This window comes from Streptomyces sp. NPDC048419 (assembly GCF_043200415.1).
In the GTDB taxonomy this organism is placed as follows: domain Bacteria; phylum Actinomycetota; class Actinomycetes; order Streptomycetales; family Streptomycetaceae; genus Streptomyces.
Map to the genome: position 1 here is coordinate 224,769 of NZ_JBICXT010000009.1, position 23,226 is coordinate 247,994.

Below are 23,226 nucleotides of genomic sequence, written 5' to 3' on the forward strand. Positions count from 1 at the left end.
TTCTACCGCTCCCTTACCCGGCCCCTTCCGGCCGCGCCCTCGGACCCTCCCCGATGCGGGCGTCCGCCCAGCTCGGATCCGTTTGTCAGTGGCGGGGTGCAGACTGCTCGGCATGACCGATCTGCGCAAGACAGTCGAGAGGTTCTGGGCCGCCGCCGCGGCCCGGGACTGGAGCGCCTTCGCGGACACCCTGGCCGAGGACGTCGTCTACACCCTGCCGCAGACGCGTGAGCGGATCACCGGCAAGCAGCGGTACGTGGAGTTCAACCGCGAGTATCCGGGCGACTGGCGCCTGAGGATCGAGCGCATCGTCGCCGAGCCGGGCCAGGTGGTGAGCTGGATCCACTTCACCGTCGGGCTGGAGGAGATGTACGGGATCTCCTTCTTCTCGGGTGCGGACCGGATCACGTCCATAACCGACTTCTGGCCGGAGCCCTACGAACCCCCGGCCGGCCGGGACCACCTCACCGAGCGGTACTGACCCCGCGACAGGCCTCCGCAGGGCGGCGCCGTACCTTTGATGGCGTGTACCGGTTTCTGCTGACGTCCCGCTGGTGGGGGATCAACGTCTTCGTGCTGCTCGCCATCCCCTTCTGCATCTTCATGGGGTCCTGGCAGCTGAGCCGGTTCGAAGACCGAGTGCAGAGCCACCGCGACGCGACCGAGCAGGTCACGACGGCCCGGCACGAGGCGGCCGCCCCGCTGCACGAGCTGCTGCCCGTGGACCAGGCGACGTCCGGCAGGCAGGCCACCGCGACCGGGCGGTACGGCAAGCAGCTGCTGGTCCCGGACCGCGACCTCGACGACAAGCGCGGCTTCTACGTCCTGACGCTGCTGCGCACCGACGACGGCAAGGCGCTGCCCGTGGTGCGGGGCTGGCTGCCGGGTTCCGCCGACGCCGCGAAGGCGCCCGCCGCGCCCACCGGTGAAGTCACCGTCACCGGCGCGCTGCAGGCGTCCGAGACGCCCGGCGACGACGGGGTGAGCGCCCAGGGCGGTCTGCCGTCCGGGCAGACCGGGGCGATCAGCTCGGCGGCGCTGGTGAACCTCGTGCCGTACGACGTATACGACGCCTGGATCACGCTGGACAAGGCCGACAGCGGGATGACGGCCGTGCCGGCCAAGGCGCCCTCGGACTCCGGCCTCGACCTGAAGGCGTTCCAGAACCTCGGCTACACCGGCGAGTGGTTCGTCTTCGCCGGGTTCGTGGTGTTCATGTGGTTCCGGCTGCTGCGTCGCGAGGTCGAGTTCGCACGGGACGCGGAGATGGGTCTGGTCGCGGAGGAAGAGGAGAGCGTGACCGTCTGACGCCGGTGGGGGCGCGAGCTCCCGGCCGGAGGCAGCCCCCGGGTCACGCCTGCCGCCTCACGCCCCGGCCAGTATCCCGGTGAAGTAGACCGTGCCCGCGCATGCGTTGGACACCACCGCCGACACCGTGGGCGAGCCCGCCTCCGTCGTGTGGGACACGATCACGCTGCCGTCCGCCGTGCCGTCCTCCCGCATCAGCTGCGTCGTGACGCCGCTGTCGGTGCCGGTGGACGTGCTGCCGGTGGTGCTGCCGGTGTCGCCCGTCGGGGTGGGCGTGGCGGAGGGACCGCCGTCGGTGGTGCCGCCGTTGCCGCCCGTGCTGGGGCAGGCCGCCGAGGGGACGAAGGCGAACTTCTCCTCGTAGGCCGCACCCGGCTGCAGCAGCAGCCCGGTGACCTCGGTGGCGGGGTCGGGCAGGCCGGCCGCCGCGTCGCCGGCCACATGCCGCTGCGCGCCGACCTTGGTGGCGTCCGCGGCTCCTTGCGCGAGCACGCTGACGCTTCCGGACCCGCCCACGCTGCACGCGGCGGTGGAGATGTTCACGACGCGGAAGGTGCCGTAGACCGTGCCCGCGGAGTCGGGGGCGTCGACGGACTGGGTGGCCGAGCCGAGCTGCTCGGCGGTGCACACCGGGGTACCCGCCGCACTGGTGGCCGCCGGGCCGGTGCCCGCTCCGCTGCCGGTGCCGGGCGTGCTGCCCTTTCCCTTGCCGTCGCCCTTCGTGCTGCCCTTGCCCTTGTCCTGCGACTTGCCGGAAGTGCCCCCGGCAGTGCTGTCACTGCCGTCGGCTTTTCCCTGGCTCGCGCCGCCCTGGGCCTGCGAGGCCTGGCCGGCGACGGACGGGTTGACGTCGGAGCCCGTGGCGCCCGAGACGTGCAGCAGGGCCGGGACGGCCGTGCCGATGAACAGGGCGGCTGCCGCCATGCCGACGGCGGCCTGCCGCTTGCGGGCGCGCCGTGCGGGCACGGCCCGCCGCAGATGGTCCAGCGTGCCGTCACGCGGCTCGACGGTCTCCACCGCCTGCTGCAACATCCTGCGCAGGGCCTGCTCGTCCGAGTCGAACCCGTCCTCGGGGCTCCGGTCGTCGCGGCCGTGGTTCACAGTTCTGTTCCCAGCGTGCGGTTGCGAGTGCTCTTGCTCGTGCGTTCTTGTCGGCTCATGCCAGGCGAAAGGTTCGTGTCGGTCATGGGAGTCGGGCCCCTCGGCGTCCTTGTTCATGCCGGCGCCTCCATCGCGATCCGGAGTGCCGCGATGCCGCGGGAGCCGTACGCCTTCACCGAACCCAGCGATATCCCGAGCGACTCGGCGACCTGGGCCTCGGTCATGTCCGCGAAGTAGCGCAGCACCAGGACCTCGCGCTGACGGCGCTGCAGTCCCTTCATCGCCTTGATCAGGGAGTCGCGCTCCAGCTGGTCGTAGGCCCCCTCCTCGGCGCTCGCCATGTCGGGCATCGGCTTGGAGAGCAGCTTCAGGCCCAGGATGCGGCGGCGCAGGGCGGAGCGGGAGAGGTTGACGACCGTCTGACGCAGGTACGCGAGGGTCTTCTCGGGGTCGCGGACACGTTTGCGTGCCGAGTGCACGCGGATGAAGGCCTCCTGGACGACGTCCTCGCAGGAGGCGGTGTCGTCGAGCAGGAGGGCGGCGAGTCCCAGCAGCGAGCGGTAGTGCGCGCGGTAGGTCTCGGTGAGGTGGTCGACGGTGGTGCCGGCCGCCGCGACGTCCTCGGCGCCTTCGCGCTGATTCGGGAGGCGGGTCGGCCGCGCTGCGGGCATGGGCGCGATCACCGGCATGCCGCCGGGCGCGCCGGGCATGCGGGGTCGTAGGGACGGACGGGGCGGCCGCAGGGCCGTGCCGCGCGTCGCCGCAGAGAAGTCGAGTACCTCAGCCACGTCAGTTGGACACGTTCACCCCCGTCAGGGTTGTACGTGCCGGGCATCACTTCTGTGTCGCGTGCCGTCACCGGCTGTCTCGCGTCGGGCAGCACCACCGACCGTGCGTCATACGCCCTCATGCCTACCCGCTCTTCCCCTATGTCCCGAATGTTCGAGACGTCCCCACGTCCCGTCGCGCATCCCCGCACCCCCGAAGGGCGTTCGCAAAGACGCTCCCCGCCCTCCGCACGGTTGCGGAGGGCGGGGAGGAAAATCTTCGGATGCCACAGGGCTCCGGGGCAAGTGGTACGGACCATTATCCGGGGCCCGCGCAGCCACAAATCCTACAAAGCAAACCGGCCGCTGCCAGGGCTTTTCCGGCGGCAATCCCTTGCTTCGGGATGTGTTGCACGTAACACGTCACACCATGGGAGCGCGCCCACCACCACGAGTGTCACACGAACTCGGTGGCCACCAGCTCGGCGATCTGCGCGGTGTTGAGGGCGGCGCCCTTGCGCAGATTGTCGCCGCAGACGAAGAGTTCGAGCGCCGTCGGATCGTCGAGCGCGCGCCGCACCCGGCCCACCCAGGTGGGGTCGGTGCCCACCACGTCGGCGGGTGTGGGGAACTCACCCGCGGCCGGGTCGTCGCACAGGACCACGCCGGGGGCCGTGGCGAGGATCTCGCGGGCGCCGTCGACGGTGACCTCGCCCTGGAAGCGGGCGTGGACGGTGAGGGAGTGCGTGGTGACCACGGGCACCCGTACGCAGGTGACCGCCACGGGGAGCTCGGGCAGGCCGAGGATCTTGCGGGACTCGTCCCGCACCTTCATCTCCTCCGAGGACCAGCCGTCCTCGCGCAGCGACCCGGCCCACGGCACGACGTTCAGCGCGACCGGCTCCGGGAAGGGCCCGGTCTGGTCGCCCACGGCCCGCCGTACGTCACCGGGGTTGGTCCCGAGCTCCGTGCCGGCGACCAGCGACAGCTGCCTGCGCAGCGTCTCGACCCCGGCGCGCCCCGCCCCGCTCACCGCCTGGTACGAGGAGACCACCAGCTCGCGAAGTCCGAACTCGGCGTGCAGGGCACCCATCGCCACGATCATGGAGAGGGTCGTGCAGTTGGGGTTGGCGATGATCCCGCGGGGCCGCAGACGCGCCTTGTGCGGATTGACCTCGGGCACCACGAGCGGCACCTCCGGGTCCATCCGGAAGGCGCCGGAGTTGTCCACCACCACCGCGCCCTTGGTGGCGGCGATGGGTGCCCAGTGCGCGGAGACCTCGTCGGGCACGTCGAACATGGCGACGTCGACCCCGTCGAGGGCCTCCTCCGTCAGGGCCACGACCTCGACCTCCTCGCCGCGCACGGCCAGCTTGCGGCCGGCCGAGCGCGCCGAGGCGATCAGACGGATCTCGCCCCAGATGTCCGCGTGCTGGGACAGGATCTGGAGCATGACCGTGCCGACGGCCCCGGTCGCTCCGACGACCGCCAGCGTCGGCCGCACGGACCCGTGCCGTGCCATCAGCGTCCTGTGCCCCCGTAGACGACCGCCTCGGCGGTGTCGGAGTCGAGGCCGAAGGCGGAGTGGACCGCGCGTACGGCCTCCGACACGTCGTCGGCACGGGTGACGACCGAGATGCGGATCTCGGAGGTCGAGATCAGCTCGATGTTCACCCCGGCGTCGCTGAGCGCCTCGAAGAAGGACGCGGTGACACCCGGGTTGGTCTTCATGCCGGCGCCGACGAGCGAGATCTTGCCGATCTGGTCGTCGTAGCGCAGCGAGTCGAAGCCGATGGCCGTCTTGGCCCGCTCCAGGGCGTCGATGGCCTTGCGGCCCTCGGTCTTGGGGAGGGTGAAGGAGATGTCCGTCAGCCCGGTGGAGGCGGCGGACACGTTCTGCACGACCATGTCGATGTTGATCTCCGCGTCCGCGATGGCGCGGAAGATCGAGGCGGCCTCGCCCGGCTTGTCCGGGACGCCGACGACCGTCACCTTGGCCTCGGAGGTGTCATGAGCGACACCGGAGATGATGGCCTGCTCCACCTTCTGTTCCCCTTGCTGCTGTGTGTGAACGAGTGGCGTGCTGCTGACCCAGGTGCCCTGCAGTCCCGAGAAGGACGAGCGCACATGGATCGGGATGTTGTAGCGGCGGGCGTACTCCACACAGCGGTGGAGCAGCACCTTCGAGCCGGACGCGGCGAGCTCCAGCATGTCCTCGAAGGCGATCCAGTCGATCTTCTGCGCCTTCTTCACCACGCGCGGGTCGGCGGTGAACACGCCGTCCACGTCGGTGTAGATCTCGCACACCTCGGCGTCGAGGGCGGCGGCCAGCGCGACGGCGGTGGTGTCCGAGCCACCGCGGCCGAGGGTGGTGATGTCCTTCTTGTCCTGGCTGACGCCCTGGAAGCCGGCGACGATGGCGATGTTGCCCGCGTCCAGCGACTGCTGGATCCGGCCGGGGGTGACGTCGATGATCCGGGCTTTGTTGTGGACCGAGTCGGTGATGACGCCTGCCTGGCTGCCGGTGAACGACTGGGCCTCGTGGCCCAGGTTCTTGATCGCCATGGCCAGCAGGGCCATGGAGATCCGCTCTCCGGCGGTCAGCAGCATGTCGAACTCACGGCCGGCCGGCATCGGGGATACCTGCTCGGCGAGATCGATCAGCTCGTCCGTAGTGTCGCCCATCGCGGAAACGACCACGACCACCTGGTGGCCGTTCTTCTTCGCTTCCACGATCCGCTTGGCGACGCGCTTGATGCCCTCGGCATCGGCTACGGAGGAGCCTCCGTACTTCTGCACGACAAGGCCCACGTGCGCTCCTCGTTCCGTCTCTTTTCCGCAGATACGCATATGTACTGCGGTCGGCTCAGTCTATCGAGCGCCCGAAATCGACCTTGCCGGAACCACATGGTGAGATCCGGCGCTCTCCAGCACGGTCCCTGCCCCCGTTGCCCGTGAACAGTCCGCAAAGTGGGCCAGGTCACCCTTTGGGGCTCCGGGCGGCGGGGCGCTGACCTAAGGTCGCGCCATGACGGACGTACTGCTGACGGGGATCGTGCTGCTCGGCTCCTGTGTGCAGTGGCTGACCGGCATGGGCTTCGCGCTGGTCACCGTGCCCGCGCTCATGCTGCTGCTCGGACCGGCGGGGGCCGTCGTGCTCGCCAACTGCGCGTCGGGGATCATCTGCGTCGTCGGGCTGGCCGGCGGCTGGCGGCGGGTCCGCCCCGGCGCGATGGTGCCGCTGTGCCTTGCGGCGGCGTGCACGGTGCCGGCGGGGGCCTGGCTGACCCGCGAACTCCCCCAGCCCGTCCTGCTGTTGGTGATGGGCGGGCTGGTGACGGCCGCCGTGCTGCTGGTCCTGCGCGGCGCCCGGGTACCCGCGCTGCGCGGCACCAAGGGCGCGGTCGCGGCGGGCGCGGTGGGCGGGTTCATGAACTCGGCGGCGGGCGTGGGCGGCCCGCCGATCTCGCTCTACGCCGTCAACGCGGGTTGGACGGTACGGGAGTTCGTACCCAACGCGCAGTTCTACGGCGTCGTCGTCAACGCCTTCTCGCTGGCCGCGAACGGCCTGCCGGAGCTGACCGGCGCCCGCTGGGGCTGGGTCGTCGCCGCGATGGCGGTGGGCGCGGTGGTCGGCCGGGCGCTCGCCGAACGCATCCCCGAGAAGCGGGCCCGCATGCTGGTGCTGACGCTGGCCCTGACAGGCGGTGTCACGGCGCTCGGGAAGGGCGTGTGGGGGCTGTGACCGACGCCTTCCCCGAATCCCCGGGGAGGCGTCCGGTTCACTTCCCCGTCTGCATCCCCAAGGGTCCGCCGATCTCCTCCTGCATCACCCTGCCGGCCTCGAACTCCAGCGTCTCGTCGCCCATCGCCGGCTGGTCGGTGTCCAGGCCGTCGAGCTCCTCGAGGGGCTGGTTGAGGCGGACGTGGGCGACCACCGACTGGAGGGCGCGCAGGGCCGCCGAGGCCGTCGAGCCCCAGTTGGAGAAGTAGGAGAACTGCCACCACCACAGGGCCTCCGTGGTGCGGCCCGCGCGGTAGTGCGCCATGCCGTGGCGGAGGTCGGTGATGACGTCGGTGAGGTCGTCGGAGATGCGGGCCGGGACCGGGGCCGTGCGCGGCTCGTAGGGGTCGAAGACCTCGGAGTAGACGTCGATCGGGTCCAGCAGCCGGGCGAGATTCTCGCGGAGGTCGTCCACGTCGGCGTCGGGGCCCGTGTCCGCCTCGTAGCGCTCGTCGGGGACGATGTCCTCGTGCGCGCCGAGGCGGCCGCCGGCCAGCATCAGCTGGGAGACCTCCAGGAGGAGGAAGGGGACGGCCGAGTCCGGTTCGTCGCCCTTGGCCACCTCCCTCACGGCCACGAGAAAGCTCTCCACCTGGTCCGCGATCTGAACCGCGAAGTCGTCCGGGTCCGGGGACGTGGCGTGCAGCTTGGCGTCAGACATCTAGGAGTCGTCTCCCCTCGAAGGCACGGCCGAGGGTCACCTCGTCCGCGTATTCCAGGTCACCACCCACCGGGAGGCCGCTGGCCAGGCGGGTGACCTTGAGGCCCATGGGCTTGATCATCCGGGCGAGGTACGTCGCGGTGGCCTCGCCCTCCAGATTCGGGTCCGTGGCCAGGATCAGTTCCGTGACCGTACCGTCGGCCAACCGCGCGAGAAGTTCTCGTATACGCAGGTCGTCCGGTCCGACACCTTCGATCGGGCTGATCGCTCCGCCCAGGACGTGGTAGCGGCCCCGGAACTCGCGGGTGCGCTCGACGGCGACCACGTCCTTGGGCTCCTCCACCACGCAGATCACGGCGGGGTCGCGACGGGTGTCACGGCAGATGTTGCACAGCTCCTCCTGTGCGACGTTGCCGCAGGTCGCGCAGAACCTGACCTTCGCCTTGACCTCCATCAGGGCCTGCGCGAGCCGCCGTACGTCCGTCGGTTCCGCCTGCAGGATGTGGAAGGCGATCCGCTGGGCGCTCTTGGGACCGACGCCGGGCAGCCGCCCCAGTTCGTCGATGAGGTCCTGGACCACGCCTTCGTACAACGGCCTGCCGCCCTTCCTGGGTTCCTTCAGTACGTACGGTAGTTGGCCGGGACCCGTCTTAGAAAGGCAGGCCGGGGATACCGCTGCCGCCGCCCATGCCCTGGGCGAGCGGACCGAGCTTCTGCTGCTGGAGGGTCTGGGCGTTCTCGTTCGCCGCCTGGACCGCCGCGACGATCAGGTCCGCGAGGGTGTCGGTGTCCTCGGGGTCGACCGCCTTGGGGTCGATCTTCAGTGCGCGCAGCTCGCCGGAGCCGGTGACGGTGGCCCGCACCAGGCCGCCGCCCGCCTGTCCGTCGACCTCCGTCTGTGCCAGCTCCTCCTGTGCCCGCTGCAGGTCCTGCTGCATCTTCTGGGCCTGCTGGAGCAGCTGCTGCATATTGGGCTGGCCACCACCGGGAATCACGATCAGCTCCTGGTTTCGTACGGCTTTCTCGGCGAGGTTTTCCCGCCTGGCACGAGCCTACGTGGTCCAGGCAGCCATCGCCCCGGCACTCTTTCGAGTGAGCTTCCGCCGAGTCCTATACCTGATCAAGACCCACTTCCGGGCGGAAAAGAGGTGAATCCATGGGCTTCGCCACCCATTGGGCGGTAGGAAGGGTCGGGCACATCAGCATCAGGTGTCACGCTACGTGATCGGTCGTGATCAGAAGGAGTGCGGGTGGGTCAGCCGGAGATGCAGCCCGAGGGTCCGCCTCAGGACGGGCGGGGCGAGGGTGCCGCCGGGCTCCGGCCGGGCGATCTGACCGGGCGTGCGTTCCCGCTCGGCGACTGGGGCGAGCCGGCCGAGCGGCTGCACGAGCTGTACCGGTGGGTGGAGCACGGGGCGCTCGAGACGGCCGCCTGGTATCTCGCGGACCGGGCGTGGAAGCGGCGGGGCGCCCGGGTGCTGCGCACGGGGGCCGCGGTGGGCGCCGTCGCCGGGGCCGCGCTGCCGCTGCTGGACCTGACCCACGCCGTCGCCGGGCTGGCCACATGGGGGTATCTGGCGCTGCTGCTCGCGGTGGCCTGTGTGGCCGTCGACCGCTACTTCGGCGTGACCTCCGGCTGGATAAGGGACGTGGCGACCGCGCAGGCCGTGCAGCGCCGGCTCCAGGTGCTCCAGTTCGACTGGGCCTCGGAGAGTGTGCGCGAGGTGCTGGGCCCCGCCGAGGGGACGGCGAGCGAGGCCGCCGAGCGGTGCCTGGGCATCCTGCGGCGCTTCTCCGAGGACGTGACCGAGCTGGTCCGCACGGAGACGGCCGACTGGATGGTGGAGTTCCGCACGGGCTCCGCGCCGATGGGCATCCAGTCCGCGGGCAGCGGCGCCGGCCGCCAGGAGATCGGCGGCACGCACGGCCGCCTCCCGCTGCCGCCGGGGACGGCCACCCGCCCGAACATGCCGCGCCAGCGCCCGCCCGAGCCGAGGTGAGGGACCCGGTCCGGGTCCGCGTCCGGCAGCGCTACGACTGCGGGGCGGGGAAGGCGACCGGGCTGCGCAGGCCCTGCGCGTTCACCGCCCGCACGCCGAAGAACACGTTGTCCTTCGACAGGTCCGCCTCGAAGGCGGTGACGTCGCCCGCCGGGGTCACATGGGTCCAGTCCGGCGCGGTCGTCTCGCGCCACACGACCTCGTAGCCCGCGAGGTCCGGTTCCGTGCCCCGGGTCCACACCAGCTGCGTGGAGTTGGTCAGGGCGGAGGTCAGGATCTTCACGCCCCTGGGCGTGCCCGGCGCCTGCGCCAGGGTCCACAGGGCGGCGGCGTTCACCCTCGCCACCCGGGCGACGAAGCCGAAGTCGCAGAACTGCGGCAGGTCGCCGTACTGCTTGCCGCCCTCGACGCGGACGTCCTGGTGCTGGTGGGCGAAGTCCTCGGCCGGCTCGGTGAAGCGGGCGGCCGGGTAGGCGCGTTCGAGGAAGGGGATGTGGTCGCCGCCGCGGAGGTAGCGGTCGCGGCGGTAGACCACCCGGACCCGCATGCCGGTGGCGTCGTTGTCGGCCACGTCCCTGACGAAACGGGCCAGCTGGCGGGTCACCGAGTCGTTCTCGCCGCCCACCGACCTGCGGGTGGCGGCCTGTTCGGGGGTCTCCGAGGTGGGCACGCCCTCCGCGAACAGCCGGATCGTGTAGGGATCCTTCGTACCGTCGTCGGCGGTCGGGCTGCCGACGATGTCGTTGGTGAACATGCCCTGGACGTCCGCCCCGGCGGCCTTCAACTGCTGGGCCAGGTAGGTCGATCCGTACAGTCCCTGCTCCTCGCCCGCCACCGCCGCGAACACGATCGTCGAGGCCGGGCGGCGTCTCGCCAGCACCCTCGCCAGCTCCAGCACGACGGCCACGCCGGAGGCGTCGTCGTCCGCGCCGGGCGCGTCGGAGGTGGCGTTCATGACGTCGGTGACCCGGGAGTCGTAGTGCCCGGAGACGACGTACACGCGCTCCGGCGTCACCGAGCCGCGCAGGGTCGCGACCACGTTGGTGATCTTCGTGGGGACCGGGATGCGGGAGGCCGGTTCCTGGACGTACGACTGGAGTTCGGCCGTCATCCGGCCGCCCGAGCCGGCAGCGCAGGAGCGCAGCTCGGCGAGGAGCCAGTCGCGGGCCGCACCGATCCCGCGCTTCGGATCGTCCTGGACGGAGAGGGTGTGGCGGGTGCCGAAGGAGACGAGCCTGCGGACGGTCGCCTCGATGCGCCCGGGGTCCAACTCCCGCAGCAGCGCGCGCAGTTCGCGGGACGGGTGCTGTGCCGTGGCCGGTGGGCGCCCGCCCTGCGCGGCCGCGTCGGCGGGGCCCGCCGGCCCCAGTGCGGCCGCGCTCGCCGCCGCCGTCGCGGTCAGGACCGTTCTCCTGGTGGGACGCATGTGCCCTCCCCTGGCTGCCGATGCCGACGCTCCCCCATCGTCATGGACACGCCACCGGGGCACAAGGAGGCGGCCGTCGCTCCCCCGCCGTCAGCCCCCCGCGCCCGGCCCCGACGCCACCGTCGCCGAGCACGGCAGATGGCCACCCGCCCGGATGACGTTCTCGCTCTCGCCGTCGCCGATGGAGGCCAGGACAGGTTCCGAGCACCCGGTTCTGGAAGATCTGCCGGGTCCCGGAGGTGCCTCCAGCGGCGCGGCACGCGGCGTTCGTACCGGACCATGACGCCGAACGCGACGATGCCGAGCAGCGCGGTGCCGACGGCCACGACGTTCTCCGCGCTGAACCACTGCACCGTGCGTGAAAGGGCGGTGTCGGATACTGGTGTGCGAGGTGAACGGGGGGTCGGGGTGGAGCGCAGGACGCCTGCGACGGCGGGGATTCCGGCGGCGGGGGCGGCGCCGCCTCTGCGGCCGTGGAAGAGACGGCTGACGGGACTGGTGCTGATCTCGGTTTCGCTCGCGGCGGTGCTGGGCTGCCGCGCCGCGTTCACCACCTGGCTCGGCCAGGAGATCGGCCGGTACCGGGAGTACACGGCGGCGCCGTCCTGTCCCGGCGGCCTGCCGGAGCACGCGGTCGAGGACTGTGTCCGCACGGTTGAGTTCAAGGTCGCGGACGTGCACGCGCGCGCCGGGAAGAAGGGCGGTCACACGGCGACCGTGACCGGCTCGCCCTTCTGGGACGGCACCGTCGACTTCGGGGACTGGGACCCGCTGCTGACCTCGCTGCACAAGGGCGACCGCGTCACCGGCACCGTCTGGCGCGGCTCGGTGATGACGCTCGCCGAGGGGGACGCCCGGCAGAGCAGCTCCGACGAGCCGCGCGACGAACCGCAGATGGTGGCCGCGGCCGGCACGTTCGGCGCTCTGATCGCCGTCCTGACGTTCGTGTTCGGCACGGTGCTGCTGACGGGCCTGGGCGGCCGCCGTCTGGAGCCCTACGTGCGCTGGCAGCCCTACGGCATGCGGCTGCTGACGACCACGATCGCCGCGTGCTTCGTCGTGGGCCTGATCTGTGTGTGGACGGGCGTGCCCTGGTGGCTGACGCCGCAACTCATCGGGCTGGTCGTCGCCGGCGGGGCCGTGCTGGTCTACGGCCGGGATCGGCGGAAGCCGGCCGCCGCCGGCCGCTGAGGTCACTGCCTGGCGTACGTCAGCTTCTCGCCGTTGCTGACGGTCTCGCGCTGGAGGCTGCCGTTCGCCAGCAGGGTGATCTCCGTGGCGCCGCCCGGCTTGCAGTAGCCCGGGTCGCCGCTCGTCACGGTGGACGGGCCGACCTCCAGGGCCCCGCCGCTGCCCGGAGCCTCGGTCAGCTGGGCCTGGAAGACGCAGTGGTAACTGCCGCTGCTGGTGGGCCCGTCGGCGACGAGGGACAGGACGGTGTCGCCCACCTCGCCCTGCTGGATGGTGAGTCGGCGGGTGTTGTCACCGTCGGCGTTGGTGATGGTGGTGGACCAGGTGCCGATGTAGCCGGCCGGTATCACGCCGCCCGAGGGGGCCGCGGTGGTGGGCTGCGCGCTCGTCGGGTCCGGCCCGGACGTCGTCGGCCCGGACGTCCGGGGCGCGCTGGTGGACGGGCCCGGGCTCGGCTTGTCGTCGGCCGTGTCGCCGCCGCCGTTCATGAGGGCGTAGACCGAGCCGCCGGCACCGAGCGCGACGATCAGGGCGACCCCGACCAGGAGGGCGGTGGAGCGGCCGTTCCTGCGCGGCGGCTCCGGCGGGGCGGGCGGCATCGCGCCGGGGTAGGGCGGGCCGTAGGGCGGGGTGGAGCCGAGGGCTCCGAACTGGCCCGGCTGCTGGGGATACCCGTAGGCGCCGGGCTGCTGGGGGTAGCCGTAGCCGGGCTGCTGCGGGGGGTGCTGCTGCGGATGGCCGTAGACCGGATGACCGGACGGGGGCGTCTGGGCGGGGGTGGGCGGCTGGGCGCCCGAGACCATCGTCGGCAGATGGTTCAGCGGCGCCCCGCCCGCGGGCTGTCCCGGTGGCGGCGGCGTGGCGGGCGTCTCCGGGTCCGGCCGCGACGAGGCGTCGGCGGCGGGGGCGTGCTCCGGTGTGGCCGCGGGCGCCGGCTTCCCCAGGGAGATCTCCCCCGACTGCTCGGGGTTCTCCGTGTCCAGCAACTGCACGGCGTGCCGCCCCAGTTGGGCCACCAGCGCGCTGGGCAGCCAAGGGTCCTTCGACCGGCCGCCCAGCACGGTGTCCTCGGCGCCCGTGCGCTCCAGCACCTGGTTCAGCGTCGGGCGGGCCGCCGGGTCCTTCTTCAGGCAGTCCCGTACGAGGTCGGCGATGCCCTCGGGCACCCCGTCCAGATCGGGCTCCTCCTGGGCGATGCGGAACATCAGCGCGTGCACACCGCTGTTGGCGGTGCCGAAGGGGAGGGCGCCGGTCGCCGCGTAGGCCAGCACCGAGCCCAGGCAGAAGATGTCGCACGCGGGCGTGATCCGGTCGCCCCGCACCTGCTCGGGCGCCATGAACCCGGGCGAGCCGACGAGCGCGCCCGTCCGCGTCAGACCGCCGTCCGTCACGGTCTCCAGGGCGCGCGCGATGCCGAAGTCGATGACCCGCGGGCCGTCGATGGTGACGAGCACGTTGGACGGCTTGAGGTCGCGGTGGATGATCCCGGCCGCGTGGATGTCCTTGAGCGCGTGCGAGAGTCCGGCCGCGAGGATGCGCACCGACCGCTCGGGCAGCGCCCCGTGGTCGCGCCCGACCACCTGCTGCAGGCTCGGACCGGCGACGTACCCGGTGGCGACCCAGGGCACGGAGGCCTCGGTGTCGGCGTCGAGGACGGGCGCCGTCCAGTGCCCGCCGACCTGCCGTGCGGCCTGCACCTCCTGCCGGAACCGGGCCCGGAACTCCTCCTGCGCCGCCAGCTCCTCGCGCACCAGCTTGACCGCGACGGTGCGGCCGCGCTCCGACCGGGCGAGATAGACGTTGCCCATCCCGCCCGCACCGAGCCGCGCCAGCAGCCGGTACGCGCCGATCCGCTGCGGATCCCCAGCGTCGAGCTTCTCCATCGCAGGTCCCCCGAAGTCCCCCGATATGACCCTGTGCAACACGCCAACGATAGTCCGGGCGCACCGGGGAGGTGACGGTAGCGGTGTCTACGGTTCCGTAACAGGGGGGCCCAGTTCGTCCAGCACCTTCGACAGCCGTTCCAGCACCTGTACGGCCTCGATGAGTTCGGCCTCGCCGAACGCCTCCGCGAGCCGGTCGGCGAAACCCGTGTGACCGGGGTTGATGCGGTGCACCGCCGCGCGCCCCTCCTCGGTCGGCGCGAGAAGCTTGGCGCGGCGGTGGGCGGGGTTGGTGCGGTACTCGGCGAGACCGCGCTCCACCAGCAGGTCGGCGATGCGCTGCACGCTCTGCCGGGTGATCCCCATGGCACGGGCGATCCCGGCGACGGACAACGGCTCGGCGAGCACGGCGCCGAGCACCTGCCACCAGGCTGCGGTGAGCCCGGCCGGCCTGGCCAACTCCTCGGCCACGGCGAGGAACTGGCCGTTGAGCCGGAAGACCCCGAGGGCACTACGGCTGAGCAGGTCCTGGCGCTCCCGGCTCACCGCGCGCCGGCCTGCTGGAGCACGGCGTACGCCGCCGGGTCGGAGTCGTGGTACAGCCGGAACCAGGCGTCCAGCACCTCCCCCTCGAACACGCCGAGCAGCCCCAGCACCTCCCGCGCGAAGGCGACGGGCTCGGTGGGGCCGGCGGTCACCAGCGTCCCGTCGGTCACGGCGTCCGCGTCGACGTACAGCTCACCGCCCTTGTACCCGGTCGCCGCCAGGTAGAAGGAGACGGCGCTGGTGTGCCTGCGGTCGTCGAGCAGCCCCTCACGGGCGAGCCCGGCGGTGGCGCCGCAGATCGCGGCGACGGGCACCCCGGCGTCGAGGAACTCCCGCGCCGTGCGGGCGAAGGGCGCGAGCTCGTCGCCCGCGTCCCACAGGTCGGCGCCCGGGAGGATCAGCAGGGAACTGTCCTCGGGGCGCAGCTCGTCGAGCGCGAGATCGGGCCGCACGCTCAGGCCGCCGATGGAGCGGACGTGCTCCCGGGCCGGGCCCACCGTCCGGACCGCGTACCCGCCCCGGGCGAGATACGCCGTCGCGTGACCCGTCTCCCAGTCGGCGAGGGTGTCGTACACAGCGAGATGAACAGGTTTCGTACTCATGACAGTATGCTGTCACTTCGACAGAATGCTGTCAATACATTCCCGGATGCCGGCCGGCCCCCGTAGACAACCTGTCGCGGAAACCCCCGCACCGCAGACAGGAAGCCGATATCCCCGCCGCCGTGCCCGCTCCTACGCTCGCGCCCATGACCCCTCATCCGAATCCCGAGGTCGGCGCCGCCGTGAAGGCCGCGGACCGTGCTCATGTGTTCCACTCCTGGTCCGCGCAGGAGCTCATCGACCCGCTCGCCGTCGCCGGCGCGGAGGGGTCGTACTTCTGGGACTACGACGGCAAGCGGTACCTGGACTTCACCAGCGGGCTCGTCTACACCAACATCGGCTACCAGCACCCGAAGGTCGTCGCCGCGATACAGGAGCAGGCCGCACACCTGACGACGTTCGCGCCCGCCTTCGCGATCGAGGCGCGCTCGGAGGCGGCCCGGCTGATCGCCGAGCGCACGCCCGGCGACCTGGACAAGATCTTCTTCACCAACGGCGGCGCGGACGCCGTCGAGCACGCGGTGCGGATGGCACGGCTGCACACCGGGCGGCCCAAGGTGCTCTCCGCCTACCGCTCGTACCACGGCGGCACCCAGCAGGCGATCAACCTCACCGGGGATCCCCGTCGTTGGGCCTCCGACTCCGCCGCGGCCGGTGTCGTGCACTTCTGGGCGCCGTTCCTGTACCGCTCCCGGTTCTACGCCGAGACCGAGGAGCAGGAGTGCGCGCGGGCGCTGGAGCACCTGGAGACGACGATCGCCTTCGAGGGTCCCGGCACCGTCGCCGCGATCCTCCTGGAGACGATCCCCGGGACCGCGGGGATCATGGTCCCGCCGCCGGGCTATCTCGCCGGGGTCCGGGAGATCTGCGACAAGTACGGGATCGTCTTCGTGCTGGACGAGGTCATGGCCGGGTTCGGGCGCACCGGTGAGTGGTTCGCCGCCGACCTGTCCGGTGTCGTACCGGACCTGATGACCTTCGCCAAGGGCGTCAACAGCGGATACGTGCCGCTGGGCGGCGTCGCCATCTCCGGCGCGATCGCCGAGACCTTCGCCCGGCGGCCCTACCCGGGCGGACTCACCTACTCCGGGCACCCGCTCGCCTGCGCCGCCGCCGTCGCGACGATCCAGGTCATGGCGGAGGAGGACGTCGTCGGCCATGCCAGGAGGCTCGGCGAGAGCGTCGTCGGACCCGCGCTGCGCGAGCTCGCCGAGCGGCACCCGAGCGTCGGCGAGGTGCGCGGCGTCGGCATGTTCTGGGCGCTGGAGCTGGTGCGGAACAGGGAGACCCGCGAGCCGCTGGTGCCGTACAACGCGACCGGCGAGGCCAACGCCCCGATGGCCGCCTTCGGCGCGGCCGCCAAGCGGCACGGGCTGTGGCCCTTCATCAACATGAACCGCACCCACGTCGTGCCCCCGTGCAACGTGAGCGAGGCGGAGTTGAAGGAGGGACTCGCGGCGCTGGACACGGCGCTGGGTGTCGCGGACGAGTACACCCGGTAGCCGCGTGCGGCCGCTCAGGTGCCGCTTGGACCGCCCATAGCTACGCGGGTCAACAGGCGGAACCCGAACGCGTAAGGTGGCGTGCTCGTAGATAAGGACGTGCACGCCAACCGAACGCGACGAGGAGACGCCCGACCCATGCCCGGCAGCAGCGGCAACGGCGCCGTCACCCGCAGCACCCTGCGGCAGCAGATCGCCGACGCCCTCCGTGACGAGGTACTGGCGGGACGGCTGCAGCCAGGGCAGGAGTTCACGGTCAAGGAGATCGCCGAGCAGTACGGCGTCTCCGCGACCCCCGTGCGCGAGGCGCTCGTCGACCTCTCCGCGCAGGGCCTGCTCGACGCCGACCAGCACCGCGGCTTCCACGTCCACGAGTACTCGGTGGCCGACTACCGCGGCATCATCGAGGCCCGCAGCCTGGTCACCGACGGCATGTTCCACACGCTGGAGGACGGCCGGCAGCGCTTCAGGCGGGTCGACGACGCGCGGACCGTCGCCGCGCTCGCCGGGGTGCGCCGCCGCGGCGAGGAGGCGCAGCGGGCCTCGCTCGCCGGCGACCTCACCGTGCTGATCGGCTACGACCTGCGCTACTGGCACGAGCTGGGCAACCTGTTCGGCAACCCCTACCTCGCCGACTTCCTGCACCGGCTGCGCGTGCAGTCCTGGGTGTGCGCGGTGCAGCATCTGCGCCGGCTCACCGACCTGCGCGGCGCCCTGTGGTCGGGCCACACCGATCTGGTCGACGCCCTGGCCAAGCGCGACATAACGACGGCGCGTTCGATCGTCGCCCAGTACAACGCCCACTCGCTGGACCTCGTCGAACGGCTGGCGAAGGGATGAACGCCCCGGCTGCGGCCGTGGACCTGTCCGTCGTCATCCCCGCCTTCGACGAGGAGGAGCGGCTCGGTCCGACCCTCGACGCCGTCACCGGCTACCTGGGCGGCGACGACGGCCGCTGGGGCGAGTGGGAGATCGTCGTCACCGACGACGGTTCCACGGACGGCACCCGCGCCCTGGTCACGGGCCGCGCGGACCCCCGCATCCAGCTCGTCACCTCCCCCCGCAACCGGGGCAAGGGCGGCGCCCTGCGCCTGGGCGTCGCCGCCTCCCGCGGTCGGCGCGTGCTGGTCACGGACGCCGATCTCGCCTCCCCGATCGAGGAGCTGGAGCGGCTCGACAAGGCGCTCAGCGAGGGGTACGCGGCGGCGGTCGGCTCCCGCGCGCTGCCCGGCGCGACGATCGGCGACCGCCAGCACCCGCTGCGCGAACTGCTCGGCCGCGCCGGGAACCTGCTCATACGCCGGATGGCCGTGCCCGGGATACGCGACACCCAGTGCGGCTTCAAGCTCTTCGAGGGCGACCGCGCCCGCGAGGCGTTCGCCGCCTCGAAGATCGACGGCTACGGCATAGACGTCGAGGTGCTGCGCCACTTCCACCGCGCCGAGTGGCAGGTCGCCGAGATCCCGGTCCGCTGGTCCCACCGGCCTGGCTCGAAGATACGGTCCCTCGACTACGTCCGCGTCCTCGCCGACCTCACCCGGCTGCGCGCCCGCGCCACGCGCCCCGCCGACCTCGTCGCCGTCGTCCTCTTCCTGCTGATGGCGGCGGCTCTCTACTCGGGCCGGCTCTTCGACCCCGAACACCGCTATCTCGCCGACTCCCTCCAGGACCAGAACCAGTGGGAGTGGTTCTTCGCGGTCACCGCCGACAACGTCGCTCATCTGCGCAACCCGCTCTTCTCCGATCTGCAGGGCTTCCCCGACGGCGTGAACCTCATGGCCAACACGGTCATGCTCGGCCTGTCCGTCCCCTTCGCCCCGCTGACCCTGCTCGCCGGTCCGGCCGTCTCCCTCAGCGTCGTGATGACGCTGGGCCTCGCCGCCACCGCGGCCGCCTGGTACTGGCTGATCGTGAAGCGGGTCGTGGCCAGGCGCGGCCCGGCCTTCGTCGGCGCCTCGCTGGCCGCGTTCGCGCCGCCCATGGTCAGCCATGCCAACGCGCACCCCAACTTCGTGATCCTTTTCATGATCCCGCTGATCATCGACCGCGCCCTGCGCCTGTGCACCGGCGCCCGGGTCGTGCGTGACGGGATCGTGCTCGGAGTGATGGCGGCGTACCAGGTCTTCCTCGGCGAGGAGCCGCTGCTGCTCGCGATGATCGGCATGGTGCTGTTCGCGGCCGCCTACGGCGCGATCCGCCCAGATGTGGTCAAGCAGTCCTGGCGGCCGCTGCTGAACGGCCTGGCGATCGCCGCGGCCGTCTGCCTCCCGCTCGTGGTGTGGGCCCTGGCCTGGCAGTTCGCCGGTCCGCAGAGCTACGGGAGCGTGCTGCACGGCGACGACGCGGGCAACAGTCCGCTCGCCCTGCTCTCCTTCGCGGAGCGCTCCCTGATCGCGGGCGACGCCCACCGGGCGAACTCGCTCTCCCTCAACCCCACGGAGCAGAACGCCTTCTACGGCTGGCCGCTGGTCCTGCTCGCCTTCGGGATCGCCGTACGGCTGTGGGAACAGGCCCTGGTGAAGGCGCTGGCGGTCACCGCGGCCGGTGCGGCGCTGCTGTCCCTGGGCCCGAGGTTCCGCATCCCGATGACGGACCAGGTCTACCCGGGCCCCTGGGCGCCGCTCGCCAAGCTGCCCCTGTTCGAGTCGGTCATCGAGGGCCGGGTGGCGATGGTCTGCGCCCCGGCGCTCGGCATGCTGCTCGCCCTGGCCCTGGAGCGGCTGACCGCCACCCGCAGCCTGGGCACGCAGTACCTCGGCCTGCTCGGTGTCTGCCTCGCCCTGCTCCCGCTGGTCCCGGCCCCGCTGAAGGCCGTCGAGCGCCCGGCGACGCCGGCCTTCTTCACCGACGGGGCCTGGAAGCCGTACGTCCGCGCCGGCGAGTCCCTGGTGCCGGTGCCGCTGCCCGACCCCGGCAGCGCGGAGGCCCTGCACTGGCAGCAGGAGGCCGGACTCGGCTTCAAGCTCCCCGGCGGCTACTTCAACGGCCCCTGGGGCAAGAGGCGCATCGGCATCTACGGCGCCTCACCCCGCTACACCTCGCAGCTGCTGCGTGATGTCCGCTACACCGGCGTGATCCCCGCGATCGGCGAGAACTGGCGGGCGCAGGCGAAGCGGGACTTCGCCTACTGGCGGGCAGGAGCGCTGGTGGTGACGCCGCAGCCGCACGACGACGCCCTGCGCAAGGCCGTCACCGAACTCGTGGGCCGTGACGGGAAGTGGGTGGACGGCGTGTGGGTATGGGACCTGCACAAGGGCTCCTGACCTGTTCGAAGGGGGTCCGTCCGACGCCGTACCGACTACTCTGCCCTGACCGCCCCGCGCGTGCCGTATTCCACTGTGTGAGGAGCCTTCTTTGGCCTGTGACCTGTGGCTGGTACCACTCGTCGACGTGTTGTGCCACACCCCCGACAATCCGTTCGCCGAGGAACTCGCGCAGTACAACAGCGTGCTCGCCGCCGCCGGGCTGCCGCCGGTGCCGGTGTACCAGTACATGCCGGGCCTGTCCGGGGAGGTCGCTCCGGTGGCCGGCTTCGACTACGACGCGCTGCACTTCCTGCGCCGCGTGTATCTGCTCCAGATGTGCGGGCTGCCGGTGACGCCGGTCGACGAACTGGGCGGCGACTACGAGCAGTTGCTGGAGATGTTCGAGTCGACGGCCCAGCAGTCGCACCTCGTCTGGCACTACGACCACGCGGGCGCGTACGTCCCGGTCGACTTCCCGCAGCCCCTGTCGAACGACGAACTCCTGGCCGGCGGCGGTCCGCTCGGCTCCGCGCAGGCGTTGCTGCGCGAGCTGGAGTACATGGCCGCGTCGATCGGCATCGACCCCGCCAACCCCCCGGCGGCGCCCGAGCCTCCGCGCGCCCCGACGGAGTTGGAGGAGCCGGCCGTGCCCGCCCCGTACGACCCCAGCCCCTTCGCCCGCGAACGGCACGTGTGGCTCGGGCTGCATGCGGCAGCGACGCGGAGTCTGGCGCAGGGGTCGATGATCGTCTTCAGCTGAGCGTCAACGGCCCAGCTGCGACAGGCCCTTCTGCACGTCCTCCATGTTCATCACCGGGGTGTACGTGATCTCGGCGTCGAGGTTCTGGAAGAACGGCTCGCTGAGGACCGGCATCTGGGAGCTGTCCTGCATGTCGAAGAAGATGAAGGCGGTGCGCCGACCGTGCTCGGCGGTGAAGTAGGCCGCCTCGGGCTTGATCTGCTCCATCGACTCCTCGATCAGTTTCGTCAGCGTGCCGTTGTGGATGGCCTCGTTCGCCTTCCTCGTGTCCATGGACACCTTGAGCAGTACGCGCATCGCACTCACCTTCTCCTGGTCGCTGCACATACGAGTACAAGTTCACGGTATGCCCGCCATGCACGCATTGCCCTGTTGTGAGCCGTAGCTACTCCCCGGGGAGGAGACCGGGTGCCTCCACCGGTCCGACGCGCCGTACGACCGGCGCGCGCAGGCTGGGACCACCGACGTGAGGAGACGGTGATGATCCTGGTGACCGGGGCGACAGGGCACGTGGGCGGCGAGCTGGTGCGCCGGCTGACGGCCGCGGGTGAGCCGGTTCGGGCGATGACCCGCCGCCCGGCCGACGCACGGCTGCCCGAGGGGGCGCAGGCGGTGTACGGGGACGCGGACGACCCGGCGAGCCTTGAGGCGGCGTTCGCCGGGGCGTGCGGCGCGTTCCTGATGTCGGCGCAGGGAGTCGGCACGGCACCCGGCCCCACCCACGACCTCGCGCTCGCGCGGGCGGCGGACCGGGCGGGGGTACGGCGGCTGGTGAAGCTGTCGGTGCTGGACGCGGGCGCGGGCACCGACGTGATCGCCCACTGGCACGCCGAGGCGGAGTCGGCGGTGACGGACCCGTCCCGGAACTGGACCTGGACGCTGCTGCGCCCCGGCCGCTTCATGTCGAACGCCCTCCAGTGGGCAGGGCAGCTCCGCGCGGGCGACGAGGTCGCCGTGCCCTTCGCGGACCGCCCGGCGGCGAGCGTCGACCCGGCGGACCTGGCGGAACTCGCGGCCCAGGCCCTGACGACGGACGAACACGCGGGCGCGACGTACGAGTTGAGCGGCCCGCAGTCTCTGACCCCGGCCGGGGAACTCGCGATCCTCGGTAAGGTCCTGGACCGCGACCTGCGCCTCCGTCCGGTCCCGTCCGACGCCGCCCGCGCGGGCATGTCCCGGTACGGCTTCCCGCCGGAAGTCGTGGACGCGATCATGCGGCGCACCCTGGAGTCCGACCGCGGCGCCGAGGTCCTGCCGGCCCTGCCCAAGCTCCTGGGCCGCCCGGCCCGGACCTTCGAGGACTGGGCGAGGGCCCATACGGGGGCGTTCGCGGCCTAGAGCCCGGCCTTCCGGATCAGACCGACCGACGGGATCCGCAGCGCGCCCGGCCCGAGCGGTGGCGCCACGGGGGTCTCCGCCCGGGCCGGGCAAGGATGAGCGGGAAGAGCCGCACGGCCCGTCCCGGGAAGCCGGACGCGGCACGGCCCGGGAGGGGGCGGACGGGGCGGGGTACTGGGCGGGCGTCACGCGGTCGAGCGCGCGGCCTGCGACGCCCGGCCGGCCCGGGCGACGGGGTCAGCTCCAGGTCGTCAGGTCCAGTTCCCGCAGACGTTCCGGTTCCGCGAGGACGTCGATCTCGGTGATCAGGCCGGCCTCGAAGGTGAAGCGGAGGACGACGCGCACGCGGCCCCGCTCCAGCATGGCCATGCCCGGCCGGCCGTCGACCAGTACGACGTCCGCGAACCGGGCGCGGCCCATGGAGGCCATCGCGCCCTCGGCGACCGGGCGGGAGCCGGCGACGAGGATCGGTTCGGGGGTGGGGACGACCGCGCGGTCGGCGCGCAGGACCACGTCGGGGTGGAGGAGCGCGACCAGGGCGTCGAAGTCGCCGCCGCGCGTGGCGGCCAAGTAGGCGCCCACGACCTGGCGTTGGCGTACCGCATCGGCCTGCGGAAGCGGGGCGCCGCGCACCCGGCGGCGGGCGCGGCTGGCCAGCTGCCGTACCGCCGCCGGGTTCTTGTCCAGCATCGGGGCGATCTCGTCGAAGGGCACGCCGAAGCTGTCGTGCAGCACGAACGCGAGCCGCTCGGCCGGTGAGAGGGTGTCGAGCACGACGAGCAGCGCGAGGCCCACCTCGTCCGCGAGAAGTGCCTCCTCCTCCGGATCGACGACGGCGGCGGGAACCGCTTCCGCGGCCCCGCCCCCCTCCTCCAGCGGCTCCTCACGCCGGTGTTCACGCGAGCGCAGCATGTTCAGGCACACCCGCGCGACCACCGTCGTCAGCCAGCCCGCGGGGTTGGCGACGTCCGTCGTGTCGGCCCGGTCGGCCCGCAACCAGGCTTCCTGCAACGCGTCGTCGGCCTCGGCGAGCGAACCGAGCATGCGGTACGCCACCGCCCTCAACCGCGGACGATGCTCCTCGAAGATCTCCCCCATCACCGGGACAGCGT

At 72.0% G+C, this 23,226-nt stretch carries 23 protein-coding genes; 10 read left to right on the plus strand and 13 right to left on the minus strand.

Annotation, left to right across the window (positions count from 1 at the left end; genetic code table 11):
• Window positions 1-112 precede the first annotated feature (112 nt).
• Both ACGFYN_RS20990 and ACGFYN_RS20995 read left to right on the plus strand, forming a co-directional pair.
• Window positions 113-481 carry a nuclear transport factor 2 family protein gene (locus ACGFYN_RS20990; RefSeq protein ID WP_393867329.1) on the plus strand — a complete coding sequence of 123 codons (369 nt, stop codon included), beginning with the start codon at window positions 113-115 and terminating at the stop codon, window positions 479-481.
• A 44-nt stretch (window positions 482-525) separates the two neighbouring features.
• Window positions 526-1,308 (plus strand): SURF1 family protein, encoded by a 783-nt coding sequence (locus ACGFYN_RS20995; protein ID WP_393867330.1) that lies wholly within the window; start codon window positions 526-528, stop codon window positions 1,306-1,308.
• 57 nt (window positions 1,309-1,365) lie between these two features.
• On the opposite strand, the gene ACGFYN_RS21000 is transcribed toward ACGFYN_RS20995, so the two are convergent.
• The 4 genes from ACGFYN_RS21000 to ACGFYN_RS21015 all read right to left on the minus strand — a co-directional run bounded on the left by ACGFYN_RS21000 (window position 1,366) and on the right by ACGFYN_RS21015 (window position 5,987).
• Window positions 1,366-2,409 carry a hypothetical protein gene (locus ACGFYN_RS21000; protein ID WP_393867331.1) on the minus strand — a complete coding sequence of 348 codons (1,044 nt, stop codon included), beginning with the start codon at window positions 2,407-2,409 and terminating at the stop codon, window positions 1,366-1,368.
• Window positions 2,410-2,522: 113 nt separating this feature from the next.
• Window positions 2,523-3,098 carry a SigE family RNA polymerase sigma factor gene (locus tag ACGFYN_RS21005; protein WP_393867413.1) on the minus strand — a complete coding sequence of 192 codons (576 nt, stop codon included), beginning with the start codon at window positions 3,096-3,098 and terminating at the stop codon, window positions 2,523-2,525.
• A 535-nt stretch (window positions 3,099-3,633) separates the two neighbouring features.
• Complete coding sequence (locus ACGFYN_RS21010) at window positions 3,634-4,698, minus strand: aspartate-semialdehyde dehydrogenase (RefSeq protein ID WP_393867332.1); 1,065 nt, start codon at window positions 4,696-4,698, stop codon at window positions 3,634-3,636.
• A complete protein-coding gene (locus ACGFYN_RS21015; protein ID WP_393867333.1) occupies window positions 4,698-5,987 on the minus strand; it encodes an aspartate kinase in 1,290 nt (429 codons plus the stop codon). The genes ACGFYN_RS21010 and ACGFYN_RS21015 overlap by 1 nt, the downstream gene beginning before the upstream one ends.
• A 217-nt stretch (window positions 5,988-6,204) precedes the next feature.
• On the opposite strand from ACGFYN_RS21015, the gene ACGFYN_RS21020 reads away from it, so the two are divergent.
• The gene (locus tag ACGFYN_RS21020) at window positions 6,205-6,921 is read left to right on the plus strand and encodes a TSUP family transporter (protein ID WP_393867334.1); all 717 of its coding nucleotides are present in this window, start codon (window positions 6,205-6,207) and stop codon (window positions 6,919-6,921) included.
• Between the two features lie 37 nt (window positions 6,922-6,958).
• Here the strand turns inward: ACGFYN_RS21020 and ACGFYN_RS21025 are convergent, their stop codons facing one another.
• The 3 genes from ACGFYN_RS21025 to ACGFYN_RS21035 are packed head-to-tail and all read right to left on the minus strand — an operon-like array spanning window position 6,959 to window position 8,616.
• Window positions 6,959-7,621 carry a DUF5063 domain-containing protein gene (locus ACGFYN_RS21025; RefSeq protein ID WP_393867335.1) on the minus strand — a complete coding sequence of 221 codons (663 nt, stop codon included), beginning with the start codon at window positions 7,619-7,621 and terminating at the stop codon, window positions 6,959-6,961.
• Complete coding sequence (gene recR / locus ACGFYN_RS21030; protein ID WP_383831218.1) at window positions 7,614-8,213, minus strand: recombination mediator RecR; 600 nt, start codon at window positions 8,211-8,213, stop codon at window positions 7,614-7,616. Before recR ends, ACGFYN_RS21025 begins: the two co-directional genes overlap by 8 nt.
• A 58-nt stretch (window positions 8,214-8,271) precedes the next feature.
• Window positions 8,272-8,616: a YbaB/EbfC family nucleoid-associated protein gene (locus tag ACGFYN_RS21035; RefSeq protein ID WP_393867336.1), complete on the minus strand. Its 345-nt coding sequence runs from the start codon at window positions 8,614-8,616 to the stop codon at window positions 8,272-8,274.
• Between the two features lie 255 nt (window positions 8,617-8,871).
• Between ACGFYN_RS21035 and ACGFYN_RS21040 the strand changes: the two genes are divergently transcribed.
• Window positions 8,872-9,621, plus strand: a complete 750-nt coding sequence (locus ACGFYN_RS21040) for an SLATT domain-containing protein (RefSeq protein WP_393867337.1) — start codon at window positions 8,872-8,874, stop codon at window positions 9,619-9,621.
• Between the two features lie 31 nt (window positions 9,622-9,652).
• Here the strand turns inward: ACGFYN_RS21040 and ACGFYN_RS21045 are convergent, their stop codons facing one another.
• The gene (locus tag ACGFYN_RS21045; RefSeq protein WP_393867338.1) at window positions 9,653-11,047 is read right to left on the minus strand and encodes a M20/M25/M40 family metallo-hydrolase; all 1,395 of its coding nucleotides are present in this window, start codon (window positions 11,045-11,047) and stop codon (window positions 9,653-9,655) included.
• A gap of 498 nt (window positions 11,048-11,545) precedes the next feature.
• On the opposite strand from ACGFYN_RS21045, the gene ACGFYN_RS21050 reads away from it, so the two are divergent.
• Window positions 11,546-12,238 (plus strand): hypothetical protein, encoded by a 693-nt coding sequence (locus tag ACGFYN_RS21050; protein WP_393867339.1) that lies wholly within the window; start codon window positions 11,546-11,548, stop codon window positions 12,236-12,238.
• Between the two features lie 2 nt (window positions 12,239-12,240).
• Here the strand turns inward: ACGFYN_RS21050 and ACGFYN_RS21055 are convergent, their stop codons facing one another.
• The 3 genes from ACGFYN_RS21055 to ACGFYN_RS21065 all read right to left on the minus strand — a co-directional run bounded on the left by ACGFYN_RS21055 (window position 12,241) and on the right by ACGFYN_RS21065 (window position 15,269).
• A complete protein-coding gene (locus ACGFYN_RS21055) occupies window positions 12,241-14,121 on the minus strand; it encodes a serine/threonine-protein kinase (RefSeq protein WP_393867340.1) in 1,881 nt (626 codons plus the stop codon).
• A gap of 87 nt (window positions 14,122-14,208) precedes the next feature.
• Window positions 14,209-14,667 (minus strand): MarR family winged helix-turn-helix transcriptional regulator, encoded by a 459-nt coding sequence (locus tag ACGFYN_RS21060; protein ID WP_393867341.1) that lies wholly within the window; start codon window positions 14,665-14,667, stop codon window positions 14,209-14,211.
• Window positions 14,664-15,269 carry a type 1 glutamine amidotransferase family protein gene (locus ACGFYN_RS21065; protein ID WP_393867342.1) on the minus strand — a complete coding sequence of 202 codons (606 nt, stop codon included), beginning with the start codon at window positions 15,267-15,269 and terminating at the stop codon, window positions 14,664-14,666. Before ACGFYN_RS21065 ends, ACGFYN_RS21060 begins: the two co-directional genes overlap by 4 nt.
• Before the next feature lie 146 nt (window positions 15,270-15,415).
• On the opposite strand from ACGFYN_RS21065, the gene ACGFYN_RS21070 reads away from it, so the two are divergent.
• From ACGFYN_RS21070 to ACGFYN_RS21085, 4 genes are all read left to right on the plus strand, one after another.
• Entirely contained in the window at window positions 15,416-16,771 is a 1,356-nt protein-coding gene (locus ACGFYN_RS21070) for an aspartate aminotransferase family protein (RefSeq protein ID WP_393867343.1), read from the plus strand.
• Between the two features lie 138 nt (window positions 16,772-16,909).
• Entirely contained in the window at window positions 16,910-17,611 is a 702-nt protein-coding gene (locus tag ACGFYN_RS21075; RefSeq protein ID WP_393867344.1) for a GntR family transcriptional regulator, read from the plus strand.
• Entirely contained in the window at window positions 17,608-20,034 is a 2,427-nt protein-coding gene (locus ACGFYN_RS21080) for a dolichyl-phosphate beta-glucosyltransferase (protein ID WP_393867345.1), read from the plus strand. Before ACGFYN_RS21075 ends, ACGFYN_RS21080 begins: the two co-directional genes overlap by 4 nt.
• Before the next feature lie 91 nt (window positions 20,035-20,125).
• Complete coding sequence (locus ACGFYN_RS21085; RefSeq protein WP_393867346.1) at window positions 20,126-20,776, plus strand: hypothetical protein; 651 nt, start codon at window positions 20,126-20,128, stop codon at window positions 20,774-20,776.
• A gap of 3 nt (window positions 20,777-20,779) precedes the next feature.
• Here the strand turns inward: ACGFYN_RS21085 and ACGFYN_RS21090 are convergent, their stop codons facing one another.
• Window positions 20,780-21,073, minus strand: a complete 294-nt coding sequence (locus ACGFYN_RS21090) for a hypothetical protein (protein ID WP_393867347.1) — start codon at window positions 21,071-21,073, stop codon at window positions 20,780-20,782.
• A 183-nt stretch (window positions 21,074-21,256) separates the two neighbouring features.
• Between ACGFYN_RS21090 and ACGFYN_RS21095 the strand changes: the two genes are divergently transcribed.
• Window positions 21,257-22,114 (plus strand): NAD(P)H-binding protein, encoded by an 858-nt coding sequence (locus tag ACGFYN_RS21095; RefSeq protein ID WP_393867348.1) that lies wholly within the window; start codon window positions 21,257-21,259, stop codon window positions 22,112-22,114.
• Between the two features lie 237 nt (window positions 22,115-22,351).
• On the opposite strand, the gene ACGFYN_RS21100 is transcribed toward ACGFYN_RS21095, so the two are convergent.
• Entirely contained in the window at window positions 22,352-23,212 is an 861-nt protein-coding gene (locus ACGFYN_RS21100) for a sigma-70 family RNA polymerase sigma factor (protein ID WP_393867414.1), read from the minus strand.
• Window positions 23,213-23,226 lie beyond the last annotated feature (14 nt).